The sequence below is a fragment of the Pseudomonas sp. SWRI154 genome (assembly GCF_014268645.1).
Lineage (GTDB): Bacteria > Pseudomonadota > Gammaproteobacteria > Pseudomonadales > Pseudomonadaceae > Aquipseudomonas > Aquipseudomonas marvdashtae.
The window spans coordinates 1-23,548 of the sequence record NZ_JABWQW010000027.1; the positions used below are offsets into that span (position 1 = coordinate 1).

At 59.5% G+C, this 23,548-nt stretch carries 16 protein-coding genes, 1 rRNA gene and 2 pseudogenes; 16 read left to right on the forward strand and 3 right to left on the reverse strand.

The genetic code is table 11. The features are described from left to right. The 7 genes from rrf to pgaD all read left to right on the forward strand — a co-directional run. A 5S ribosomal RNA gene (rrf, locus tag HU806_RS20720) occupies positions 1-89 on the forward strand; the annotation flags it as partial. A 182-nt stretch (positions 90-271) separates the two neighbouring features. Continuing rightward, complete coding sequence (locus HU806_RS20725) at positions 272-907, forward strand: NADH:ubiquinone oxidoreductase subunit N (protein WP_186613886.1); 636 nt, start codon at positions 272-274, stop codon at positions 905-907. A gap of 157 nt (positions 908-1,064) precedes the next feature. Further along, positions 1,065-2,570, forward strand: coding sequence for a YdgA family protein (locus HU806_RS20730; protein WP_186614006.1), 1,506 nt, complete (start codon positions 1,065-1,067; stop codon positions 2,568-2,570). A gap of 242 nt (positions 2,571-2,812) precedes the next feature. Beyond that, on the forward strand, positions 2,813-5,296 hold the full coding sequence (gene pgaA / locus HU806_RS20735) for a poly-beta-1,6 N-acetyl-D-glucosamine export porin PgaA (RefSeq protein WP_186613888.1): 2,484 nt from the start codon (positions 2,813-2,815) through the stop codon (positions 5,294-5,296). A 12-nt stretch (positions 5,297-5,308) separates the two neighbouring features. Continuing rightward, complete coding sequence (gene pgaB / locus HU806_RS20740) at positions 5,309-7,306, forward strand: poly-beta-1,6-N-acetyl-D-glucosamine N-deacetylase PgaB (protein WP_186613890.1); 1,998 nt, start codon at positions 5,309-5,311, stop codon at positions 7,304-7,306. Position 7,307: 1 nt separating this feature from the next. Then, positions 7,308-8,663, forward strand: coding sequence for a poly-beta-1,6-N-acetyl-D-glucosamine synthase (gene pgaC, locus HU806_RS20745; protein ID WP_186613892.1), 1,356 nt, complete (start codon positions 7,308-7,310; stop codon positions 8,661-8,663). After that, entirely contained in the window at positions 8,660-9,163 is a 504-nt protein-coding gene (pgaD, locus tag HU806_RS20750) for a poly-beta-1,6-N-acetyl-D-glucosamine biosynthesis protein PgaD (RefSeq protein ID WP_186613894.1), read from the forward strand. Before pgaC ends, pgaD begins: the two co-directional genes overlap by 4 nt. 17 nt (positions 9,164-9,180) lie before the next feature. Here pgaD and HU806_RS20755 read toward each other — a convergent pair whose 3' ends face one another. Beyond that, positions 9,181-10,713 carry an FAD-dependent oxidoreductase gene (locus HU806_RS20755; protein ID WP_186613896.1) on the reverse strand — a complete coding sequence of 511 codons (1,533 nt, stop codon included), beginning with the start codon at positions 10,711-10,713 and terminating at the stop codon, positions 9,181-9,183. Between the two features lie 140 nt (positions 10,714-10,853). Between HU806_RS20755 and HU806_RS20760 the strand changes: the two genes are divergently transcribed. From HU806_RS20760 to HU806_RS20800, 9 genes and pseudogenes are all read left to right on the forward strand, one after another. Continuing rightward, positions 10,854-11,414, forward strand: a complete 561-nt coding sequence (locus HU806_RS20760; protein ID WP_186613898.1) for a YbhB/YbcL family Raf kinase inhibitor-like protein — start codon at positions 10,854-10,856, stop codon at positions 11,412-11,414. Between the two features lie 137 nt (positions 11,415-11,551). Further along, on the forward strand, positions 11,552-11,725 hold the full coding sequence (locus tag HU806_RS20765; RefSeq protein ID WP_186613901.1) for a hypothetical protein: 174 nt from the start codon (positions 11,552-11,554) through the stop codon (positions 11,723-11,725). Between the two features lie 31 nt (positions 11,726-11,756). After that, positions 11,757-13,070: an MFS transporter gene (locus HU806_RS20770; RefSeq protein WP_186613903.1), complete on the forward strand. Its 1,314-nt coding sequence runs from the start codon at positions 11,757-11,759 to the stop codon at positions 13,068-13,070. 119 nt (positions 13,071-13,189) lie between these two features. Then, complete coding sequence (locus HU806_RS20775; RefSeq protein ID WP_238350211.1) at positions 13,190-13,450, forward strand: DUF3375 family protein; 261 nt, start codon at positions 13,190-13,192, stop codon at positions 13,448-13,450. 96 nt (positions 13,451-13,546) lie between these two features. Next, positions 13,547-14,578: a virulence RhuM family protein gene (locus tag HU806_RS20780; protein WP_186613905.1), complete on the forward strand. Its 1,032-nt coding sequence runs from the start codon at positions 13,547-13,549 to the stop codon at positions 14,576-14,578. 33 nt (positions 14,579-14,611) lie between these two features. Next, positions 14,612-15,080 (forward strand): annotated as a pseudogene (locus tag HU806_RS20785) (zinc-binding dehydrogenase); the annotation flags it as partial. A gap of 123 nt (positions 15,081-15,203) precedes the next feature. Next, the gene (locus HU806_RS20790) at positions 15,204-16,874 is read left to right on the forward strand and encodes a vWA domain-containing protein (protein WP_186613907.1); all 1,671 of its coding nucleotides are present in this window, start codon (positions 15,204-15,206) and stop codon (positions 16,872-16,874) included. 25 nt (positions 16,875-16,899) lie between these two features. Then, positions 16,900-17,472, forward strand: coding sequence for an RNA polymerase sigma factor (locus tag HU806_RS20795; RefSeq protein ID WP_186613909.1), 573 nt, complete (start codon positions 16,900-16,902; stop codon positions 17,470-17,472). After that, positions 17,469-18,086: a hypothetical protein gene (locus HU806_RS20800; RefSeq protein ID WP_186613911.1), complete on the forward strand. Its 618-nt coding sequence runs from the start codon at positions 17,469-17,471 to the stop codon at positions 18,084-18,086. The genes HU806_RS20795 and HU806_RS20800 overlap by 4 nt, the downstream gene beginning before the upstream one ends. A gap of 90 nt (positions 18,087-18,176) precedes the next feature. Here the strand turns inward: HU806_RS20800 and ltrA are convergent. Both ltrA and HU806_RS20810 read right to left on the reverse strand, forming a co-directional pair. Next, positions 18,177-19,585: pseudogene (gene ltrA / locus HU806_RS20805) on the reverse strand (group II intron reverse transcriptase/maturase). A 669-nt stretch (positions 19,586-20,254) separates the two neighbouring features. Then, positions 20,255-23,467: a type I restriction endonuclease subunit R gene (locus HU806_RS20810; RefSeq protein WP_186613913.1), complete on the reverse strand. Its 3,213-nt coding sequence runs from the start codon at positions 23,465-23,467 to the stop codon at positions 20,255-20,257. Positions 23,468-23,548: the final 81 nt, after the last annotated feature.

The window sequence follows — 23,548 nt, forward strand, 5'->3', positions numbered from 1 at the left end:
CCTGATCCCATCCCGAACTCAGCAGTGAAACGATGCATCGCCGATGGTAGTGTGGGGTTTCCCCATGTGAGAGTAGGTCATCGTCAAGATTGAATTCCCAGAGCCCCTGTCTGCCAACGCAGCCAGGGGTTTTGTCGTTTTGAGGCCGATAATCGGATTCGCTTCCCTGATTGCTCTCCTTGCCCGGCAATCCCCGAAGCCGTTGCTATGCTTTGATTGTTGGGCGTTGCAACAAGCGCCCGCGACATGACTGGTCATGGGGATTCCAATAATGAAAAACCCTTATGCTCCTGGCTTCTGGTGCGCTACTGCTGCCTTGGTGCTGCTTTCGGCCACCTACTTTTATGGTGTGATGCTGACTCACCAGATCGACAAAGCACTCATTTTCCTCGATAGCGCGTCCGCGCTGATCGGTGTCATATCCATCGCCATCGTCGCCTGGGCTTCACTTCAGGGCCAGCGCATCAAGAAAAAACACCTCGAGCAGGGCAAGACCTTGGTGCTGATCTGGGATACCAAGGTCGCCCTACGGCGGGTCGAAACGGTGTTTGATCGCTATTTCTGGGGAAGTTACTGGCAGCCGGGGCGCACGTTCCAAGAGGTCATGGGAGAACTCACCGGCACCCCGCTGGAGAAAAGCCTCGAAGCCCTAAAAATCCAATGCGTCGCCTTGGACAAGCAAGTTGCTCAAAATGACTGGCATTGGCTCAACAATGCCCGCGAACTGTGCGACGTTGCCAACGCCATGGCTCGGGAGCGCTATCAATTGGATTTTTGCGATGGGCGTGCCGATTCGTCGGGTGCGGCAGTCATCAACCGTGATTTCGAAGTGTTGGTCTACACCTGGACGGCACGGTTAAAGACGTTCGATCACCAACTCGACGAGATTGAAGTCCAATATTCGTAGACCATTTCGCAAGAACGCGCTTTTTCCCCTTTAAACATTGGGCTTGCCGGCCTGCCTGATGCTAATCTCCCCACCACTTTTACCGCGTCGAGCCACAGCCCTTGCGGGTCAAGGAAGACGGCGACTTTTTCAACCATGGAATACGATCGGGTCACTCATGAATAAATCAGCAAGCGTACTTCTGGGAATCGTTGTGGTTATCGGTGCGGTCAGCGCAGGTGGCGCCTGGTATACCGGCACGAAACTCGAAGGAGTGCTGAACACCGCTATTGCCGACAGCAATAAGCAAATGCAAACCGCATTGGCCGGCTCTAATGGCACAGCTTCCATCGAACTGGTTTCCCTGGACCGTGGCACGTTCAGCAGTACCGCGCATTATCGTCTGAAGGGCGAAGGCGAGATGTTTGGTGGTGAGCCGGTCGAGTTGCTGTTCGTGGACAATATCGAACACGGGCCACTGCCGTTTTCGCGCCTGATTACGCTCAAATGGTTGCCAGTCATGGCTACCAGTCACACCGAACTTGAGCGCACCCCGCTGACTGAAAAATGGTTTGTGGCTGCGAAGGACAAGTCTCCCCTCAAAGGTGTTGTTAACCTGGGATACGACCAGTCCAGCAACGGTACAGTCGAGCTGCTGCCCCTGGACACCAAGCTGGATGAGCAAACACAGCTCATCTTTTCCGGTCTGAAAATCGATGTGGCCGCCAGTGCCCAAGCGCAAAAGATCAAGGCCGACGGCTATATGGACAGCTTCAAGCTGACCACCGTCGCCGAAGACCAGACCCCAGTGCAAGTCGAATTCAATGGCCTGACATTGGCCAGCAATCTGACCAAGAGCACCTACGGCTACTACATGGGTGACAACACCCTGCTGCTGAGCAACAGCAAAACCAGTTTTGGCGAACCGAAATCGGTGCTGGGCCTGAAGAGCTTCGAAATGAAGAACAACAGCAGCGAGAACGGCACCAGCGCTTCGGGGCGTGCCGACTACAAGATCGGCGAATTGTCTTTCAACGACAAGGTTATCGGTTCTGCACAGATGGCGGTCAGCCTGAAGAACCTGGACATCCCTGCCACCATGTCGCTGATGCAGGTCTACCAGTCCAAACTGCAGCCTTATGAAAAAGCGGCTGCCGAGGCGGCTGCAACTGGCGAACCGGCTCCAGAACTGAACCTGACCGAGGCTGAAGAAGCACAGGTCAAGGCAGATCTGGAGAAACTCCTGGCGGGTGGCCCGCAAGTCGCGCTGGAAAATCTGTCGTTCAATACCGCCAACGGTGAAAGCCGCGCGAGCCTGATCGTTGACTTGGCCAAGCCGCAATCCATGGACCTTCCGCCAGATGAGCTGGGCCGTCAGTTGCTCGCCCTGCTGGATTTCAAGGTGAAAGTATCCAAGCCAATGCTGGTGGATCTCCTGACCGTGCAGGCGCAGATGGAAGGTCAGACCGACGCCAAACTGATTGCTGACCAGGCCACTGCCACCAGCGATATGTTCAGCGCCATGGCGATAGGTTCCGAGCTGGCGAAGCTTGAAGGCAACGACGTTGTCACCAACCTGCACTACGCCAACAATCAGGTCGATTTCAATGGCCAGAAAATGACAGTCGAACAATTTTCGGCATTCGTCATGAGCAAGCTGGGTGGCGGTGTCGCCGTTCAGTAATCCGCCTCAGTAACACCAAGACCGGCCCGTGCCTTGCGCAAGGGCCGTTTTTTTTGCTCATCGAAAAAAGTCAGCGCTGAAATCTGCATGGATTCTGAAGAATTATGGCGTTCCGGAAGATGACCCTTCACAGAATGCAAAACTAGGCACGTTAGAGCTTGGCTGGGTTCCTTTGATCCGGCCTCCTGTTTGATGGGCAAGGGGGCACTGCGACCCGGCTGGCCATGTAAGGATGCTGACGAATGCCGCGTACTGTGGGTCCTCTTATTCAATTCGGTTTGCGCCCGTTCTTTCGCGTCGCGCTGTGCAGCCAATTGTGCTGGCCGGTAGTGGCGTTTGCCGACTCCGCTTATGACCAGATGGTGCTCGACGCCAGGGCGGGCCATCACGCGCCCGCGTTGACCATTTTGCGCCAGGTTCCGCCCGGTCAGGTCAGCACTGCGCAGGTCAGTGATCATCTGCAGATCGCCAGCTGGGCCGGTCTCGATGCCGAGGTGGTAAACGTCTACGAAACCCAGGGGCGATCTCGCGACTTGCCGGTTCAAGCGCTGACTGCTACGGCCCGGGCCTACCGCAATCTCAAGCGCTGGGACTCGGCGGCTGAATTGTATCGTCGGGCATTGGCGATCGATCCGCAGAATCCTGACCTGCAACTCGGCCTGGCCCTGACCCAGGCCGACTCCGGCAAGCCTGACGAAGCCGTCAGCCGCGCCAGGGCGCTTGTTGCCGCGAAGCCTGAAGACCCGATGCGCCGATTGGCCCTTGGCTACGCCCTGACCCGCGCCGACAACCCCCACGGAGCGTTGTTTGAATATGACCAGGCCTTCACTCGCGCAGGTGGCAACAAGCCCGAAGTCGCGCGCGAATATATCCATGCCCTGCAACGCGCCCGGTTGCCCGAGCCGGCCCTGCGCCTGGCCCGTCTTCAACCTGGATTGATCGACCGTGGCGTGCAGCGCAGGCTCGAAGGCGATGTCGCGGCCGAGCGGGTGCGCCTGGCGGACATGGCCAGTCGCAGCGAAAAGGAGCGTTTTGTCATCGCAGATCGCGCCCTGGCCGATTACGACAAACTGCTGGCCACCTGGACCCCGGTGGCCGAAGCTCATGACGACGTGCTGCGCTGGCGGATCGATCGCATGGGCGCCCTCAACGCCCGGGCTCGCCGGGCGGAAGTGATCACCGAATACCAGAAGCTGATTGCTGAAGGGGTCAGTATTCCAACTTACGCCTTGCGCTGGGTTGCATCTTCCTATCTGGAGCAGCGTGAGCCAGAAATCGCCGTTGACCTGTACCGTCGTGTGCTCACCGCGCCCGATGCCGACCCTGCGGATCGTTTCGAGGACAGCACCGCGCTTTACTACGCACTGTTGGAAAGCGAAAGATCCGAAGAGGCTCGCGCGCTCGCCGAAGACCAGGCCAAGTCCCAGCGCCCACGCGTGGAACTCAAGGGCCTGCCCATCGGCAACCCTAACGACGAGTGGATGGATGCCCAACAATTGGCCGCCCAGGCGGGCACTTACGGCGCTGATCTGCCTTCGGCCGAAGCGCGCCTGAACGATCTTGTCTATCAAGGCCCCGGCAACATCGGTTTGCGCCTGGCCCAGGCCGATCTGTACCAGGCCCGTGAATGGCCGCGTCGTTCGGAGATGCTGCTCAAGGAAGTCGAGGCCACGACACCGCGAAGTCGCGACCTGGAAGTCGCCCAGGCCCGTACTGCCATGGACTTGCAAGAATGGCGGCAGATGGACGTGCTGATCGACGACGTGGTTGCCCGCTATCCGGAGAACGCTCACGTCAAACGCCTGCAACGCCAGCGCGAAGTCCACGACATGGCCGAACTGCGCATCGAAGCCTATACCGGCAAGAGTTACGGCGGCGGTAATGGCGATGCCGGTGCAGTCACCGGCAGCCGGGACTTTGGTATTGAAACGTTGCTGTACAGCCCGCCCATTGACGAGGACTGGCGCCTGTTCGGCGGTGCCGGCTACGCCACCGGCGATTTCGAAGAGGGCACAGGCCATCATCGCTGGCAGCGCCTGGGAGTGGAGCGGCGCACCCGTGACATGACCCTCGAAGCCGAAGTGTCCAACCACTCGTATGGCTCCGGTGACAAACAAGGCGCACGCGTGGCCGTGGCCCGGGACATCAATGACCATTGGCAGTACGGCGGCAGCCTGGATTACCTCTCGGCCAACACTCCGCTTCGAGCGCTCAACAGCGGCATTCGAGCCAACGGTGGGAGCGGCTTCGTCCGCTGGCGAGCCAATGAAAGCCGTGAATGGCGACTGGATGTCAGCCCGTCCCACTTCAGCGATGGCAACAACCGCCTCGAGACATTGCTGACGGGCCGCGAAGGCATCTATAGCGCCCCGAGATTGCAAGTAGAGCTGGGCCTGGAGATCGGTGCCAGTCGCAACAGCGGCTCCGATGAAGTGCCGTACTTCAATCCGAAATCGGACTTCAGCGTCATGCCAACTGTCAGCGCCAACCACGTGCTGTACCGCCGTTACGAAACCACCTGGAGCCAGCAGTTCCAGGCCGGCGCCGGTACCTACAGCCAGCGCGACTACAGCACCGCAGCCATGGGTTTGCTCAGCTACGGCCAGCGCGTGATCTGGAACGACGTGCTTGAGGCCGGCGCTGCACTGAGCTGGCTCAACCGCCCCTACGACGGCGATCGTGAAAGCGATCTACGCCTGCTTGTCGATCTCACCTATCGCTTCTAGAAGAGTTTGAAAATGCCCGTCATTTCGCGATTCATCCTTCTGCTGGGAGCCTTGCTGATCAGCGCTTGTGCCCAGCAAGCCCCGGCATTCGCTCCGCCTTCGCAACGGCCGGTAGCCGCCAACGATGTTCCGTGGCCAAAAAACCACGTGCTCGGCATTGCCTATCACGATGTCGAAGACCTCGACCCCGACCAAGGCTTGGTAGCCGTGCGCACCGAGCGCCTGATCGAGCAATTGGCATGGTTGCGGGAGAACAACTATCAACCGGTGACGGTGGACCAGATCATCGCCGCCCGCAACGGCGGTCCGCAGCTACCGCCGCGTGCGGTGTTGCTGAGTTTCGACGATGGCTACTCAAGCTTCTATACCCGCGTCATGCCCATTCTGCGCGCCTATAACTGGCCGGCTATCCTGGCCCCGGTTGGGAGCTGGATCGATACGCCGATGAATCAGCCGGTGGACTTCGCCGGGGTGCCGCGCAAGCGTTCAGAGTTCTTGACCTGGGAGCAGATACGCGAAGTGTCCAAATCGGGCTTGGTGGAAATCGCGGCCCACACCGATGCCAACCACAAAGGTATCCTCGCCAACCCGCAAGGCAACCAGCAACCCGCCGCGACCACCCGGCGCTACGACCCGGCCACCGGCCGTTACGAGACCGAAACCGATTTTCAGGCTCGCCTGCGCAAGGACGTGGCGGCCATTTCCGAGAAAATCCGCAAAGTCACCGGTTACAGCCCGCGCGTTTGGGTCTGGCCTTATGGGGAAGCCGATGGCACTGCATTGCAAGTGATTGGCGACCAGGGCTATCAAATGGCCCTGACCCTGGAAGACGGCCTCGACAGCCTCGATAACCTGATGAGCGGCCCACGTTTTCTGGTGGCGTCCGACCCCGATGGGGCGCACTTCGCCGAGAGCATCGCTTCCGTACAAACAATCGACCCGATGCGGGTGGTCCATGTCGACTTGGATTATGTCTACGACCCAGACCCTGTGCAGCAGGAAGCCAACGTTGGCAAATTGGTCCAGCGCGTTTACGACTTGGGCGCCAACACCGTGTTCCTGCAAGCGTTCGCCGACCCGAAAGGCGACGGTTTGGTCCACTCGCTGTACTTTTCCAACCGTCACTTGCCAGTACGCGCCGACTTGTTCGATCGGGTTGCCTGGCAACTGCGTACTCGGGCCAACGTCAAGGTATATGCCTGGATGCCGGTGCTGAGTTTTGCCCTCGACCCGAAACTGCCCCGAGTGCAGCGCTGGGATCCCGAAACCGGCAAGACGGGCGTCGCCCCGGACCAATACGTGCGCCTGTCGCCGTTCGACCCGAACGTGCGCAAAGTCATCGGTGAGATCTACGAAGACATGGCGCGGATGAGCTCGGTGGACGGCGTTTTGTACCATGACGACGCAGTGTTCTCCGACTTCGAGGACGCCGGCCCCGCCGCGATGAAAGTCTATGCCGCTAACGGTTTGCCGGCCTCCGTCGCCGCCCTGCGCGATGACCCGGCGGCGATGCAGCGCTGGACCCGTTTCAAGAGTCGCTACCTGATCGACTTCACCACAGAGCTGACCGCCAAGGTCCGGGCTATTCGCGGTCCGCAGGTTCGCACGGCGCGCAACATCTTTGCCGAGCCGATGCTCAACCCGCAAAGCGAAGCGTGGTTTGCGCAGAACCTCGACGATTTCCTTGCCGCCTATGACTGGACGGCACCGATGGCCATGCCGTTGATGGAAAAACAGACCCGCGAGCAATCCGGTCCTTGGCTCGAGCGGCTGGTGGAAACCGTCAAGGCTCGTCCCGGCGCGCTCAAGCGCACGGTGTTCGAACTGCAGGCCCGTGACTGGCACAGCAAGCCGGTGGCCGACATCGAAGGCGAACAATTGGCCGACTGGATGGGGCGCCTCAAGCGCCAGGGCGTGACCAGTTTCGGCTACTACCCGGACAACTTCATCGAAGACCAGCCCGCCGTGAAAGCCGTACGGCCTGCGCTCTCCAACAAGTGGAATCCTTGACATGCTCGACAGACTGCTCGCCGTCCTGGTGCTGGCGATTGTCCTTGGGGTGCCCCTGGGCCTGATCTTCCTGGTCACCGGGCAATTCCTGATGGACTTCGTGTTCTTCTACCCACTGTTCATGTCCGGGCTATGGATCGCCGGCGGCCTGTATTTCTGGCTGCACTGGGAGCGTCACTGGCCTTGGAAAGACGACACCTTGCCGCCGCCTCTGGCCGGCGAGCCACTGATCAGCATCCTGATCCCGTGCTTCAACGAAGGCGATAACGTCGCCGACACTATTCACGCGGCGCTGGGCCAGCATTACCCGAACATTGAAGTCATCGCCATCAACGACGGCTCCAAGGACAACACCGCCCAAGTGTTGGATCAATTGGCGGCTGAAGATCCACGCCTGCGGGTGCTGCACTTGGCGGAAAACCAAGGCAAGGCCGTGGCCCTGCGCATGGGCGCCATCGCCGCGCGCAGCGAATACCTGGTGTGCATCGACGGTGACGCGCTGCTGGCGCCGAATACCTGTGCTTACCTGGTGGCGCCGATGCTGGACAACGCCCGCCTCGGCGCGGTGACCGGCAACCCGCGTATCCGCACTCGCTCGACCCTGATAGGCCGGGTCCAAGTCGGCGAGTTCTCCTCGATCATCGGCCTGATCAAGCGTACCCAGCGGGTCTTCGGGCGGATCTTCACCGTGTCCGGCGTGATCGTCGCGTTCCGTCGCACGGCCCTGCACCGGGTCGGCTACTGGAGCCCGGACATGATCACCGAAGACATCGACATCAGTTGGAAGCTGCAACTGGATCACTGGAGCATTTTCTACGAGCCGCGCGCGCTGTGCTGGATTCTCATGCCCGAAACCCTGCGCGGCTTGTGGCGCCAGCGCCTGCGTTGGGCCCAGGGCGGTGCCGAAGTGCTGTTCAAGAACATCCGTGGCATTTGGCAATACCGCCACCGCTACCTGTGGCCGTTGCTGTTCGAATATTGCCTGTCCACCGGTTGGGCGTTCACCTTCCTGCTGTCGGTGATCTTCTGGGGCGCCGGGAAATTCATCGAGATGCCCGCCGCCATTGCTGTGGACCATCTCATGCCGCCGGCCTTCACCGGGCTGTTGCTGGCGGTGGTGTGCCTGATGCAGTTCGCGGTGAGCATCCTGATCGACCGCCGCTACGAGAAAGGCCTGTGGCACATCATGTTCTGGGTGGTCTGGTATCCGCTGGTGTTCTGGTTGATCAGTCTGTTCACCACGTTGGTGAGTTTTCCCAAAGTGCTGTTCGGTCAGCATCAGAAACGCGCGCGCTGGGTCAGCCCGGATCGCGGGATCAAACCGATCGATGACGAAGAAGAGGAAGTGATCCGATGAAAATTATCAGGACCCGGCAACGGCCTTTTCTGGTGGTCATCGATGTGTTTTTCACGGTACTGGCGTGGGTCGGATTGTTGTATTTGCTGGTGAACGGGCTGTGGCCTTTGTTCGACAGCCATGCCGGTCCGCGGCTGGGCGGTTCGCTGTTGGAGACCCTTGGGACCTTGCAGATCTACGGTTGGATTGCGTTGGTCAACGCGATCATCCTGATCACCTGGGCGCGTTATCAGCAGCGCAAGAGCCGCAGCTTCGCCCAGCGCCGACTGCCGGCGCCAGTGGTGGACGATTTGGGCTTGAGCGCCAGCTTCAAGTTGACCGACGAGCGTCTGGACACTTTGCGCCAGCCGGGTTCCAAGATTATCCACAACAATAAGGAGGGCGACATCAGCCACGTGGTGCCGCATTTCCACCTGTTGAGTCCGGACATGCTACCTGCGCCCTTGGCGCCGCTGGAACGGCCGTCGGTAATCCATCTGCCGGCGGACCATTCTGCATAGGCACTACTTTGTATAGGCTACGCCGAAAAATCCCGAACCAGCCGCCAAGCCTCATCCACGGGCAGCGGCTGTTTCATCCGCTGGGCCAGCGCCGCCATCGCCCGGCCTTCATCGCAGGCCACGGCAGCAGCGACGAGGCCGTCCTTGCCGAGCAATGCGATAAAAGGCGGATGCTCAGGCGTACCTTTGAACTGAACCTCGTCCCATTCCTCGGCGTGGCCGAGGTAGTCGTAGCGTTTGCCGAAGTGGTAAGTCCAGAAGAACGGCACATCCAGGTAATGCTCTTCGCCGCCGAGCATGTTCGTCGCGGCGATGCGTGCCTGTTGCTGGGCCAGGCGCCAATGCTCGATACGCCGAGGCTGGCCGTTTAGCGCAAAGGTAGCGATGTCGCCGACGGCCCATACGCCATCGGCTGCGCGCATGCCGTCGTCGACCATCAATGAGCGATCATCCGCCCGTGGCAGCTCAGCGAACGGTTCCGTCGCGGGGCGTATGCCGACGCCGATAATGACCAGGTCCGCCGCGAAGCGCTGGCCATTATCCAGCAGCACGGCTTCAACCTTGCTCGCGCCTTCAATTCGCGCCGCCTCGCCGTCGCTGTGATAGACCACGCCATTGGCCCGATGGCGTGCCAGGATCGCCTTGCCGATGCTGTCGCCGAACTGCGCCGCGAACGGCACCGGATGATGGGCCAGGACGGTGACGCTCAGCTCACGTTTGCGCAGGGACGAGGCGACTTCCATGGCGATAAAGCTGTCGCCGATAATGACTGCCCGTTGTCCTGGCTTGGCTTGTTCGAGTATCTGCCGGCTGTCGGCCAGCGAGCGCAACACCAGGACTTGGGACAAACCGCTGCCGGGCAGATCCGGCTTCCTGGGCTCCCCTCCGGTTGCAATCAGCACCGCGTCATAGCCCAGCAACGTGCCGTCGGCGAGGCGGACTTGGCGCGCCGCAACATCAAGGCCGACGACTTCGCCATGGCGTCGTTCGATGCGCTGCTGGGTGAAATAACTTTCATCGCGCAAGGACGGGGTTTCTTTCGCTGCCATGTCGCCGGCCAGCACGTATTTGCTCAACACCGTGCGGTCATAGCCGGCCTCGGCTTCGCGGTCGATCATCAGGATCTGGCCACCGAAACCTTTTTCCCGCAGCGCCGCCGCGCAGGCGGTGCCGGCCGCTCCGGCGCCGATGATGACGAACGTGCGGGGGTCGTCGGCCGGGGGGATTTTTTCGGCCGGCAGGGGGTGATCATCGACCCAAACGTCATCGCCTCGCACCTCGACGTGATAACGCTCCAGGCTGTCGAGGGCCGGCGGTTCACACAAGGCGCCGTCTTCGGCGCGGAACGCCGCTTTGTGCCACGGGCAGATCACCCGTCCGTGGCACACCGCCCCCTTGGCCAGCGGCGCTCCGGCATGCGGGCACTTGCCTTGGAACGCCCGCACCTGTCCGCCAGCTCGCAGCAGTAGGATAGGCGCGTCGTTGAGGGTGACTTCGAGGCCGCGGTCTTCTCGCACATCAGCGAGGCGGGCGACTTGATGCATGGGCATGGTCGTTCTCCGACAGGCATTTCCCGTTGGAGTCGGTTGATTGGAATGAGGTTCAGCATAATTGTCACTGCAACCGGGCTGGCCCTGCGGCTATAGTTCGCAGGCCGTCCATGGCCTGAATCGCATTTAAGGTGCCCGGTATGACCCGATTGACTTCCCTTTCTTCCTGGCTCGTGGCCGTCACCTTCGTGCTGTGCGCACAAGGGGCTGTCCAGGCCGAAGAGCGTTTCACCCTGAGCATTCCCGGTGTGTCGGACGACCGCCTCTTCACCGCCGCGGCCGCCAGTGACGCCAACACCTGCGGCGGCAAGAATATTTCCCCAGCCCTGAGCTGGAACGCCGGCCCGCCTGGCACCCTCAGCTATGCAATCGTCATGCTCGACCCCGACGGCCAACGAGGGCAGGGTGTGGACCATTGGGTCCATTACGGGATCAAGGCCACCACGCGGCAGATTCCAACGGGTGCGGGCACTAAATCCACGCTGGAAGGCATGAGCGGGATAAACAGCAAGAACACCCATGGCTATATCGGCCCGTGCCCGCCTGTCGGCGACAGTGCGCACCATTACCTGATCCAGATATTCGCCCTGGACCTTGCGCCGGAAGCCCTGCCGGCCGGCCTGACGCGCGCCCAACTGATGGAAAAACTCAAGGGCCACGTATTGCGCAACAGCAGCGTGGTGCGCCGCTACCACCGCTGACCCGAACAGCAAAAAAACCGGTAATGAGCGAACTTGCTCCCGTTGGGCGCCAAGCCGGCCAATCGTCACGGAAGTTGGCATCGTGGGCCAAAAGCGAGCACTATCGAGCCCCTGTTCACTCATGCCGGAGTATGGCGATGACGCAGAAACCGGACGGCATCGCCCGCCTCCTGAACTGCCCCACCAAGGGCGACGAGATACGCCAGGCGATTGCCCGCAGCCGCAAGGATTTCCTGCCTGATGACGAGGCCGCAGACGCCGAGCCAGGCCAACCGCTGACTCAGCCGGTGGACACGAATCCCACTGCCTGAGCCACTGTCTTCAATTTTTTCAACGATGCCCATGACTGCCACCACTCATCTACCAGGCGCGCGATTCAGCCGATCCGACTACAAGACTTTGGGCCTGGCCGCCCTCGGCGGTGCGCTGGAAATCTACGACTTCATCATTTTCGTTTTCTTCGCCCTGACCTTGAGCCAGCTGTTTTTCCCGCCGGAAATGCCCGAGTGGTTGCGCTTGCTGCAAAGCTTCGGGATTTTCGCCACCGGCTACCTGGCGCGCCCCTTGGGCGGGATTCTCATGGCGCACTTCGCCGATCGCCTGGGTCGCAAGCGCGTCTTCAGCCTGAGCATCCTCATGATGGCGTTGCCTTGCCTGCTCATCGGACTGATGCCGACCTACGCAGAAATCGGCTATTTCGCCCCGTTGCTGTTGCTGGCGCTGCGTATCCTGCAAGGCGCCGCGGTGGGCGGCGAAGTGCCCAGCGCCTGGGTGTTCGTCGCGGAGCATGCGCCGCCGCAGCACCGCGGCTATGCCTTGGGCTTTCTCCAGGCCGGCCTGACGTTTGGCTACCTGCTCGGCGCCTTGACCGCCACCGCGCTGGCGCGGATGTTCACCCCGACGGAAATCCTCGACTACGCGTGGCGCCTGCCGTTCCTGTTGGGCGGGGTATTTGGCGTGATCGGCGTCTGGCTGCGTCGCTGGCTGAGCGAGACGCCGATCTTCATGGCGTTGCAAGCCAATCGCGAAGGCGCGCCTGAATTGCCGCTGCGCACCGTCCTGCGTGACCATCGCCACGCCTTGCTCCCCGCAGCGATCCTCACCTGTGTGCTGACCTCCGCCGTGGTTGTGTTCGTGGTCATCACCCCGACCGTGATGCAGAAAAGCTTCGGCCTGACACCTGGCCACACCTTTGCCCTCAGTAGCCTGGGTATCGTGTTCCTGAACATCGGCTGTGTCCTGGCTGGACTCATCGTCGATCGCATCGGCGCCTGGCGCACGGTCATGCTCTACAGCCTGCTGCTGCCCCTGGGCATCGCCGTGCTCTATGCCGGCCTGATCAGCGGCAGCGCCTGGCTGGGCCTGGCCTACGCCGTGGCCGGGCTGAGTTGCGGCGTGGTCGGCGCGGTGCCTTCAGTGATGGTCAGCCTGTTTCCGCCGAAGATCCGCGTGTCCGGCATTTCGTTCACCTACAACATCGCCTACGCGCTGTGGGCCAGCATGACACCGTTGGTATTGATCGCGCTGGTGCCTTGGAGCCCTTGGGTGTGCGTGGGGTATTGCGCGGTGATGGGCGCGGTGGGCGTGGGGGCTGCGGCGTATTTTCCAGGGCGGGGAAAGCGTGTTTATGGTTCGGCGTTGGCGTCGGAGCCCTGACTACAATCCGTAAGTTTTGTTGTAGGCCTTTTCTGAAGCAGTATGAGCCGACCTGATTCGAGGTAGATTCGACGCACATTGTGTTTACCATGGGCAGCTCTTCTGTTGGGGAGCCTTGCATGAAAGCCAGTACAGCCATTGCTACGTTTCGTCGGTTGCGGACACAGCCATTGTGGCGGTTGTTGGCCTCCGATCATGGGCCGCTGACCCTGGGATTGCTCCAGGCCCATCTGTACGAAAGCGAGCGGGGTCTGCCCGCATCCATCTTCCATGAGCGTATCGAACGGGAACTCGAAGAGCTTCGCGTGCGAGGCGAGCATCTGGGAACAGCGCAAAGCAATTTCGCTTGGCGGGAGATACAGGAGGTGGTTAGTGATTGAAGAGGCTGTGCATTCGTCAGGCTCCTTACACAGGAATATTGAGGAGGCTACATTTGGGACTGGTCGCGCTGCTGACCAAGTCGGAGTCGTTGAGATATGAGCCCGGATAACGCCAATACCTCGCAGCTCATCATCTACCAGAGTGAAGACGGGCGAACCCGGTTGGACGTGCGCTTTGTAGATGAAACCGTATGGTTGACCCAAGCCTTGATGGGAGAGTTATTCAGCACCACGCCAGAGAACGTGTTGATGCATCTGAAGAACATTTTCAGCGAGGGTGAGCTTGATCAAAACGCAACCACTAAGGATTTCTTAGTAGTTCGTCAGGAAGGTACGCGCCAGGTAAAGCGCAATCTCAAGCACTACAATTTGGACGCCATTATCTCCGTGGGTTATCGCGTACAAAGCCATACTGCAACGCGCTTCCGTCAGTGGGCTACCCGGCAGTTGCGTGACTACATAGTCAAAGGCTTTTTGCTCGATGACGAGCGCCTGAAAAATCCCGATCAGCCTTTCGACTACTTTGAAGAGCTGACGCGGCGCATCCAGGATATTCGCACCAGCGAAAAACGCTTCTACCAGAAAATTACTGACATCTACGCCACCAGTGTGGACTACGACCCGACTCAGGAGGCGAGCATCAGCTTCTTCAAGACCGTGCAAAACAAAGTGCACTGGGCAATTACCGGGCAGACTGCGGCCGAGCTTATTCACAATCGTGCGGACAGTGGTAAACCCCACATGGGCCTGACCAACTGGCGCGGTGCCAAGGTGCGCAAACAGGATATCTCGAATGCCAAAAACTACCTCTCGGCAGAAGAACTTAGCGCTTTGAACAATCTGGTCGAGCAATACTTGGTGTTTGCGGAAGGCCAAGCCATGCGTCGTATCCCAATGTCCATGGCTGAGTGGGTGAGAAAGCTTGATGGTTTCCTGAAATTGAACGACCGCGAAATTCTTGATAACGCGGGCCAAGTTTCTCATGACCTGGCCAAGCAGCATGCCGAGTCGCAATACGAGCTATTTCATCAACTGCGCCAGCAAGATACGGCGAGCTCTGATCAAAACCTCGCGGATCTGAGCCAGCTTGTCCACTCGCTATCGAGCAAGACCCAATCTAGGCCTTGACTGCGAGATTCCTGCCAGCGGCTGGTAAGCGGCGAATACATCGCCGTCGACGCACAGCTGATCGCGCCAAAGCCCCGCGCATTAAGCATGCGCGAGGCGGCAGCCTTGCCTTTGGTGTTCATCACGGCCTGGGAAGGCTTGGTCGATCGAGCCAACGTCGACACCGTTGGCGGCGCCACGTTGGACGCTTCGTTCAACGCAGTGAAGACCTACACCGGTCACGTGCTCAGTTGCCTGGGCTGGGGCCAACACAGTCTCGCACCCTTGTCGTTCCGAGGGGCCAGTTATTCAGGGGTGTTTACCCTGATGCCGCTGCTGACCGGAAAGGGGCGTGCGCATCACGGCCATATCCTGCGAGGCAGTGGCAATGATCGAGGCTGGGCAGTTGCGGATCAAGGTGGATCAGAGCCGGTTTCGCCTCGGGGATTTAAACGACGCCTTCGCGCAAGTGTCGCAGGGGCAAGGGAAAGGCAAGACCGTCATGGAGGTCGTGTTGGGTTGAAGCGGCGCAGCAGCTTGTGATTAACCTGCAAGCTGCTGCAAAAAATTTTCGAGCCTTAACCCGAGTCACTCCAGCCCTGCGTCTGACCTTGCGTACGAATCATTCATTCACGAGGTTCAGCCCATGTCCCGTCCACTTCCCTTTATGCGTCCTGCTGCCCAAGGCTTCGTCGTGACTTTGCTGGTGGCGTTGGCCGGTTGTGGGTTGTCTTTATCCCGGGAGACTGCCAATCCGTCCGAACCGGTGCCCGTGGCGCCTAGCGTCGTACCGCAAGGCGAGATCGCCGAAGTACGTCAATCGACGGTCAAGCGCATGCTCATGAAACCGGCACCAACGCCTGCCCCAAGCGTGGCGAACGATGCCATCGTCGGGGGTTACCGCGTCGAGCCGCGGGAACAGTACGAAAAACTGCCGGACAAACCGATCCACAGCGTCGCTGACACACCGGTCTCGACCTTCAGCATTGATGTCGATACCGGCAGCTACGCCAATGTGCGACGTTTGCTCAATCAAGGCAGTCTGCCGCCCGACGGCGCCGTACGACTTGAGGAAATAGTCAATTACTTCCCTTACCACTACGCGCTGCCTGTCGACGGTTCGCCTTTTGGCGTGACCACCGAAATCGCTCCATCGCCATGGAACCCCCACACCCGTTTGCTGCGCATCGGCATCAAGGCGTCCGACCGCGCCGTGACGGACCTGGCCCCAGCCAACCTGGTTTTTTTGGTGGACGTTTCCGGCTCCATGGATCGTCGCGAAGGCCTGCCGCTGGTCAAAAGCACCCTGAAATTGCTGGTGGACCAATTGCGCGACCAGGACCGAGTGTCTCTGGTGGTCTATGCCGGCGAATCGCATGTAGTGCTCAAGCCAACCTCGGGCCGCGAAAAGGCGAAGATCCGCAACGCCATCGATCAACTGAGCGCAGGCGGTTCCACTGCTGGCGCCTCGGGCATCGAATTGGCCTACCAGATGGCGCGGGAGAGCTTTATCGATAAAGGCATCAACCGCATCCTGCTGGCCACCGATGGCGATTTCAATGTCGGCATCAGCGACTTCGACAGCCTCAAGCAGATGGCAACGGACCAGCGCAAAAGCGGCGTATCCCTTACCACACTGGGCTTCGGTGTGGATAACTACAACGAGCATTTGATGGAGCAACTGGCCGACGCCGGCGACGGCAACTACGCCTACATCGACAACCTGCTCGAAGCGCGCAAAGTCCTTGTTGACCAGCTCAGCTCCACCCTGGCGGTGGTGGCTCGGGATGTGAAGTTACAAGTGGAGTTCAACCCCGCCCAAGTCAGCGAATATCGCCTGCTGGGCTACGAAAACCGCGCGCTCAAGCGTGAGGATTTCAGTAATGACAAGGTTGATGCAGGTGAGATTGGGGCCGGGCATACAGTCACGGCGTTGTATGAAATTGTCCCGAAGGGTGAGAAGGGCTGGCTGGAACCGCTGCGCTATGCCAGCGTGCCCAAGTCGGACGGCACGCCAGGCGAAATGGCGATGTTGCGCGTACGCTACAAACCGGCTGAAGGCGGTAAAAGTCGCTTGATCGAGCACCCCGTTGCTGCCGCTCAGCAGAATGACAAGCCCAGCGATGACTTGCGTTTCGCCGCTGCCGTGGCTGCCTTCGCCCAGCAGCTCAAGGGTGATGGGCGCTACACTGGCACGATGAGCCTGGAGAACACCGCGCAATTGGCGCGTTCGGCCCGCGGCGAAGACCCGTTCGGGCTGCGAGCGGAGTTTGTGCAGTTGGTGGAGCTTGCGCAGAGCCTCAAGCCTGCACCCTGATCAGCGAAAGGAGTTCGTCACCGACATGGCCGTTGTGCTTGATTCTCCCAGCGACGAATCGCTGCTGGCCCGTTACCGCGATGGCGACGGGGCTTCTTTCGAAGTCCTGTATGCGCGCCATCGCCTCGGGCTTTATCGTTTCCTCGTGTCCTTGAGCAACAAAGCCGAACTGGCTGAGGAAGTCTTCCAGGACACTTGGCTCAGCCTGATCCGCAGCACCACCCAGCCACAAGGCCGGGCGAGTTTTCGTACATGGTTGTTCCAGATCGCCCGCAACCGCTTGATCGATCACTGGCGCAGACACGGCGTCCATAATCCGCTGCATGACAGTTATGACGAACAACTTCACGTCCAACCCGACGACAGCAGCGGCCCGGAGCAACAGTTGAGCCTGAGCCGTGATCAGGCGCGCCTGGACGCGGCGCTGCAGACATTGCCCGAGGACCAGCGGGAAGTTTTCCTGCTGCGCCTGCACGGCGATTTGGAAGTGCCACAAATTGCTGCCCTGACCGGCGTCCCGCTGGAGACGGTCAAGAGCCGCTTGCGTTACGCCCAACAGAAATTGCATCGACTGTTGGCCGAGGAGGTACCCGCATGATCGACCGCAAACACGCGCCGAATTCCGATGAAGAGATGTTGATCAAGCATTTTCGCCAACACGCCAGCGGTGAACCGCCGGCCTCGCTCGACAATTTCATCCTGGCCGCCGCCCGCCGTGAAGCCCCGACGCCTGCACCGAGCTTGTGGAAGCGCTGGCTACAGGCCTGTCAGCGGCCGCGCGGGCAGATGGCCTTCGCCACGGTCGCCGGCGTGGCGCTGATGATCGGCCTGGTGCTGCGGTCCCCAGTGCCCGAGGAGCCTCTGTCCGCGCCTGCCTCGATGGAATTTTCCGCCGAGCGGCAAGCGCCCGCCGTTGCCGCTGCACCATCGCCCGCCATACCCGCCCCCGCGCCGATCACCCGCATGGCGCCGCAAGGCGAGCTGACGCGAGCCCCGGCCATCCCGATGCAATCCTTGGCGGATACGACTGCAAAAAAAATCAGCAAACCGGCGCCGGCTGCACTGCCATCGCTTGAGCAAGGCTTGCTGGAAATCTTGCGCCTGCGCCAGGCGGGGGACACCAAGGCTGCTGATGAGAAGCTGCTGGCGTTGCACAAGCGTTTTCCCAAGGAAGACTTGCCGGCGCGGTTGGAGGCGTTGCAGACGCGTTGAGTAAGATCCGTGTCATCGAGTAGGAGGCGGCCTCACAGCCGCCGTCCTCTCACACCACCGTACGTACGGTTCCGTATACGGCGGTTCAGGTTATGCGGATAAACCGTTGATCGTATCCAGTATCGAGACCAGCCCAAGCCGATCCCACAGCTTCTTCGGCAGCGCCTGATTCATATGTGACGCTCCCGAGTTCCACCATGGGCCACGGCCATTGAACGCTGATTTGCAGGCCCGCTCTTCTTTGAGTCCCAGGCGTATCAGGCTGCGCGCCCTCGTTGAGGGCCACTTCCATTGACGCCATAGGATGCATCGAAGTCGGCGTCGTACCCAGCCGTCCAGCTCCTCAAGGGGTTTCCTGCTCTGGCTGAACTTGAAATAGCCTGCCCAACCGCGCAACACCGGGTTGATTCGCTCGATGATCGTAGCCATCTTGCAACCCTGTGCGCCTTGCAGCAGCTCTTTGAGTCGGTCGCGTAAGCGATTCAGGCTCATCGTCGCCACTTTCAGCCTCGGCTGCTTATGCCAGCTCATCCCATAACCCAGGTAATCACAGACCCACGACCGTGCCACGCGGCTCTTTTCCCGATTCAGCGTTAGTTTCAGACGCTGATTCAGAAAGCGCTCAACCCCGGCCAGCACTCGTTCACCAGCACGGCGACTGCGCACATAAATGTTCGCATCATCGGCATAACGCACAAAGCGATGGCCGCGCCGTTCCAGCTCTCGGTCGAGTTCGTTGAGCAGGATGTTCGACAGCAACGGCGAGAGCGGGCCGCCTTGCGGCGTCCCCTCCTGCCGGCGGCTGACGATTCCACCCGACATGGCTCCGGCTTCGAGGTAACGACGGATCAGCCTGAGCACTCGCTTGTCTTCGACTTGACGCTCGACGTAGGCCATCAATACATCGTGGTTGACCCGATCGAAGAACTTCTCTAAATCGAGTTCCACGCACCAGCGGTGACCCGCCGCCACATGGGCGCGGGCTGTTTCGATGGCTTGATGAGCGCTTCTGCCCGGACGAAAACCGTAGCTGTAGTCCGGGGTCGAAGATCGGCGTGAGCTGTTGCAGCAGGGCCTGCTGGATCAGGCGATCCACGACGTTGGGAATGCCCAGCTGCCGCGTTCCACCTTTGGGTTTGGGGATTTCGACGGCACGCACACCTTGCGGGTGATACTCGCCGGCCAGCAATCGAGCCTTGAGGATCGGCCAATACTGATTCGTGTAGTCCGCCAGTTGCTCCACCGTCATGCCATCGGCACCCGGCGCGTCCTTGTTGCTGACCACACGTTGATACGCACGCCGCAGGTTGGCGGGTGCAAGCACCCGCTCCATCAGCGTGTCCGGTTCCGCGTTCGTCCACGCCACAGACGCCGCCGATGCCTGCGCACTGCCAGCCGCAAGCCCTGGATTCCGTCCAGAACTTGGGGTTACAGCCCTCTTGTCGAGAGATTTCTGTTTTTCGGACATTCGACGAGACTCTGACGCCTACTGGCGGCATAACCTGTTCGGCCCTTCATCGCCCCGGTTTCGGCGATTACTACGGCTTCAGCTGACTTCTGCACGCTCATCCCGTCGTCTCTCGACGCTCGGTAGCACAGTGGCAAGCCTGCAGATCTCCCAGGGTAATTCGCGCGACCTTCCTGCTTATGCCTGTCGGATATACGTCACAGCGTTCCGTGCAAGTATTGGGCTTTGACGATTGTGGCCGTCTTACCCCGCTGCGCCGCCTCATCCGCTTCCTGTTCGTCAGGCCAGCATTTTGCCTCGGGCTTCCTTCAGATTCGCAGTCACCCGCGACACCCTTGCCTCTGGCTAACACTTCCCCTTGCCGGGTGTGTAGAGGACTTGCACCTCCAAGTCGTTTGGCTCACCACCACAGTGAGCTAAACAGCGCCAGTCACGGCGCTACGCGCCATGCCTGGCGCACCACAAAAAAGCCCCAGGTCTTGCGACCAGGGGCTTTTGAATCTGAAGATGGTGCACCAGGCGGGATTCGAACCCACGACCCCTGCCTTCGGAGTCCTAAAAGTCGACGTTTAGAATCAATACGTTAGCGGGGATTAGCTGGGAAATCAACGGGTTGTGTTAGCTAGGGGTAGCGGTTTTTCGCCCCAGTCAGCGGGGCGAGTGTGGCAAATTTGTGGCATTTAAGGTCACATTAAAAACACTAGTGAGCTAAATCCTTCGCAATAATTTCCGCCTGCTTCAACACGGTTTCCGTCGCGAGCAATTGCATATCTGGCGGATAGCCGAACTGGCGCAGGGTACGTTTCACAATCACCTTCAGCTTGGCCTTGACGCTCTCCTTGATGGTCCAGTCGATGGAGGCGTTTTCCCGCACGCGCAAGGTCAGTACCACGGCCAGCTCACGCAACTTGTCTTGCGCCATCAACTCGCGGGCACTGTCGTTGTTGGCCACAGCGCTATAGAAGGCGTATTCGAAATCCGTCAGCCCCATGTTTTTGGCTTCGTCGTCCGAGGCAACGATTTCCTTGCTGATTTTGATCAACTCGTCCATCACCTCGGCAGCGGTGAGGATTTTGTTGTGATACTTCTTGATAGCATTTTCCAGCATTTCCATCAGACTCTTGCTCTGTACCAGATTCTTTCGGGCCCGTGCCTTCAGCTCGTCGTTGAGCAGCTTCTTCAGTACCTCAAGCGCCACGTTCTTATGCTTGTGGTCCTTCAGTTCAGCCAGAAATTCGTCGGAGAGAATGGAAATATCCGGTTTTTTGATACCCGCCGCGTCGAACACGTCGATCACTTGTTCCGACACCAATGCTTTGTCGATCACCTGGCGGATTGTAGTTTCGATGTCTTCATCGCTGCGGCCGTCACCAGTACCTCCATCGAACTTGACCAGACGGGTTTTGACCGCCTGGAAAAAACCCACTTCGTCCTTGGCGTCTAGGGCCTGCTCATGCGGCACCGCAATGGCAAAGGCTTGCGACAGCGCAGAGACTTCTTTGATATAGCGATTGCATCCATCCTCCAACCCGAGAATGTGTTCTTCCGCCGCTAGGATCAGCGATAGCTTTTGTGCGGTATCGGCCCCGAAGAAATCTTCATAGGCGAACCCGTGGTACATCGCCGTGATCACCTCGATCTTCTCCAGCATCAACGCCACCGCCTGTTCTTGCGCCAGCGTGGGGTCGCCCTTGCCGCCGGCATCGGAATAAAAGGACAGCGCTTCTTTCAGGTCGGAGGCAATGCCGAGATAGTCCACCACCAAACCACCCGGTTTGTCCTGATGCACGCGATTCACGCGGGCAATTGCCTGCATCAGGTTGTGTCCCTTCATTGGTTTATCAATATATAGAGTGTGCATGCTGGGCGCGTCGAAGCCAGTCAGCCACATATCACGTACGATCACTAACTTCAGCGGGTCGGAATCGTCCTTCATCCGCTCGGCTAGCATTTTGCGTTGTTCTTTGCTTGTGTGATGCTTGGCTAACAGTGGACCATCGCTGGACGAGGCGGTCATCACCACCTTGATCGCGCCTTTGCTTAAGTCATCCGAGTGCCACTGCGGACGCAGTTTGACTATCTCACTGTACAGCTCGGCAGCAATGCGCCGCGACATGCTTACCACCATGGCCTTACCGGCAAAGACCTCTTGGCGGGCGTCGAAGTGGGCAACGATATCGCTGGCAATATTCTTGATACGTTGTTCGCTGCCGATCAGCGCTTCCATCCGCGTCCACTTGGCCTTGGCCTTTTGCGTCTCGCTCAGTTCGTCCTGATCCAGCTCTTCGTCCAGCTCAGCTATCAGCTTTTTGCCGTCTTCGCTTAGTGCCACTCGGGCCAGGCGGCTCTCGTAAAAAATGCGTACCGTGGCACCGTCCTCCACAGCTTGGGCAATATCGTAAATGTCCACGTAGTTGCCGAACACGGCGGACGTATTGACGTCGGTCTTTTCAATCGGGGTACCGGTAAAACCGAGGTAGGTCGCGTTGGGCAGGGCATCACGCAGGTACTTGGCGAAACCGTAGACGACCTTCTTGCCGATCAAGGTCCCGTCGAGGCTTTTCTCATCTACCGTCTTGGCCGCGAAGCCGTACTGGGTACGATGTGCTTCGTCGGCGATCACCACGATATTGCGGCGCTCGGAAAGCTCCTCGTAGATGTTCCCCTCTGCGGGCTGAAACTTCTGGATAGTGGAGAACACTACACCGCCGGCCGCCACCTTGAGCAGTGCTTTGAGTTCGTCGCGATCCTTGGCCTGCACCGGCTCCTGGCGCAGCAGCTGCTTGGAGGCGGCAAAGGTGTCGAACAACTGATCGTCCAGGTCGTTGCGGTCGGTGATCACCAGAATGGTCGGATTATTCAGCATTAATACGATCTTGCCAGTGTAGAACACCATGGAAAGCGACTTGCCCGACCCCTGAGTGTGCCATACCACACCCGCCTTCTTATCTCCTCGGGGCTGTTTGGTCACGCTGGGGAGGCCATAACTGGCGGGGCTCTCCCGCGTACTCAGGCTTGCACCCATATCCACAGCCCGTAGGGTGGAGGCTATTGCCGCATTAACTGCATAATACTGGTGATAAGCCGCCAGCTTTTTTACTGTGCTGATGGTGATCTGACCTGTATTTGGGTCTTCCTTCCGGGCCTTTTCGAACACGATAAAGTGGCGCAGCAAGTCCAACAAAGTGGGTTTGTTCAGCATGCCGACGATTAGGGTTTCCAACTGGCTTACTAGGTGCGATGCCTCGGCCTTGCCGTCGGCACTTCTCCACGCCATAAAGCGTGATAATCCCGCCGAGAGGGAACCGGCCTTGGCTTCCAAGCCATCTGAGATAACTACGAAGGCATTGCTGGCGAATAGGCTAGGAACAGTTTCTTTGTAGGTCTCTATCTGCTGGTAAGCACTTTTCAGCGTGGCGTTTTCCGCAACGGCGTTTTTCAGCTCGATCACTACCAGGGGCAGACCGTTGACGAACAGCACCAAATCCGGCCGTTTGGTCTGGTTGTTCTCGATGACGGTGAACTGGCTGGCAACTACGAATTCATTGTTTTCCGGGTGGGCAAAGTCGATCAACCAGACCCGCTCGCCGCGCTCGTCACCATCCTTGTGCAGGGTGGCCGGTACTCCTTCGCTCAGCAAGCGATGAAACGCCTCATTATTCGCCAACAGCTCGGGTGACTGCACGCGCTGCACCTCTTTCAGCGCGGCCTGGATGACATCCGCTGGCAGCTTGGTATTGATTCGCCGAGCTGCTTGCTCCAATCGCCCGAGTAGCAATACTTCAGCATAATCACTCCGCTCGGGGTTTTCACTGTCCGGTGCGCTATCGGGGGCGTGAATGGGCTGGTAACCCAAGCGTTCTAACAGCCTGATGGCGAAGGTTTCGATAGCAGATTCGGTGAGTGTGGCCAAAATGGATTTCCCTATGGGTTTTCTGGTGCCGCCAGCATGTTCATGATAAGGCAGATCATGATGTCTTCTGTCTGGAGTTCG

Coding starts and splice junctions, on each gene's coding strand:
- HU806_RS20725 (WP_186613886.1), top strand. CDS start 272: ATGAAAAACCCTTATGCTCCTGGCTTCTGGTGCGCTACTGCTGCCTTG.
- pgaA (WP_186613888.1), top strand. CDS start 2,813: ATGCCGCGTACTGTGGGTCCTCTTATTCAATTCGGTTTGCGCCCGTTC.
- HU806_RS20765 (WP_186613901.1), top strand. CDS start 11,552: ATGACGCAGAAACCGGACGGCATCGCCCGCCTCCTGAACTGCCCCACC.
- HU806_RS20775 (WP_238350211.1), top strand. CDS start 13,190: ATGAAAGCCAGTACAGCCATTGCTACGTTTCGTCGGTTGCGGACACAG.
- HU806_RS20770 (WP_186613903.1), top strand. CDS start 11,757: ATGACTGCCACCACTCATCTACCAGGCGCGCGATTCAGCCGATCCGAC.
- HU806_RS20790 (WP_186613907.1), top strand. CDS start 15,204: ATGTCCCGTCCACTTCCCTTTATGCGTCCTGCTGCCCAAGGCTTCGTC.
- pgaB (WP_186613890.1), top strand. CDS start 5,309: ATGCCCGTCATTTCGCGATTCATCCTTCTGCTGGGAGCCTTGCTGATC.
- pgaD (WP_186613894.1), top strand. CDS start 8,660: ATGAAAATTATCAGGACCCGGCAACGGCCTTTTCTGGTGGTCATCGAT.
- pgaC (WP_186613892.1), top strand. CDS start 7,308: ATGCTCGACAGACTGCTCGCCGTCCTGGTGCTGGCGATTGTCCTTGGG.
- HU806_RS20800 (WP_186613911.1), top strand. CDS start 17,469: ATGATCGACCGCAAACACGCGCCGAATTCCGATGAAGAGATGTTGATC.
- HU806_RS20730 (WP_186614006.1), top strand. CDS start 1,065: ATGAATAAATCAGCAAGCGTACTTCTGGGAATCGTTGTGGTTATCGGT.
- HU806_RS20755 (WP_186613896.1), bottom strand. CDS start 10,713: ATGCCCATGCATCAAGTCGCCCGCCTCGCTGATGTGCGAGAAGACCGC.
- HU806_RS20760 (WP_186613898.1), top strand. CDS start 10,854: ATGACCCGATTGACTTCCCTTTCTTCCTGGCTCGTGGCCGTCACCTTC.
- HU806_RS20795 (WP_186613909.1), top strand. CDS start 16,900: ATGGCCGTTGTGCTTGATTCTCCCAGCGACGAATCGCTGCTGGCCCGT.
- HU806_RS20780 (WP_186613905.1), top strand. CDS start 13,547: ATGAGCCCGGATAACGCCAATACCTCGCAGCTCATCATCTACCAGAGT.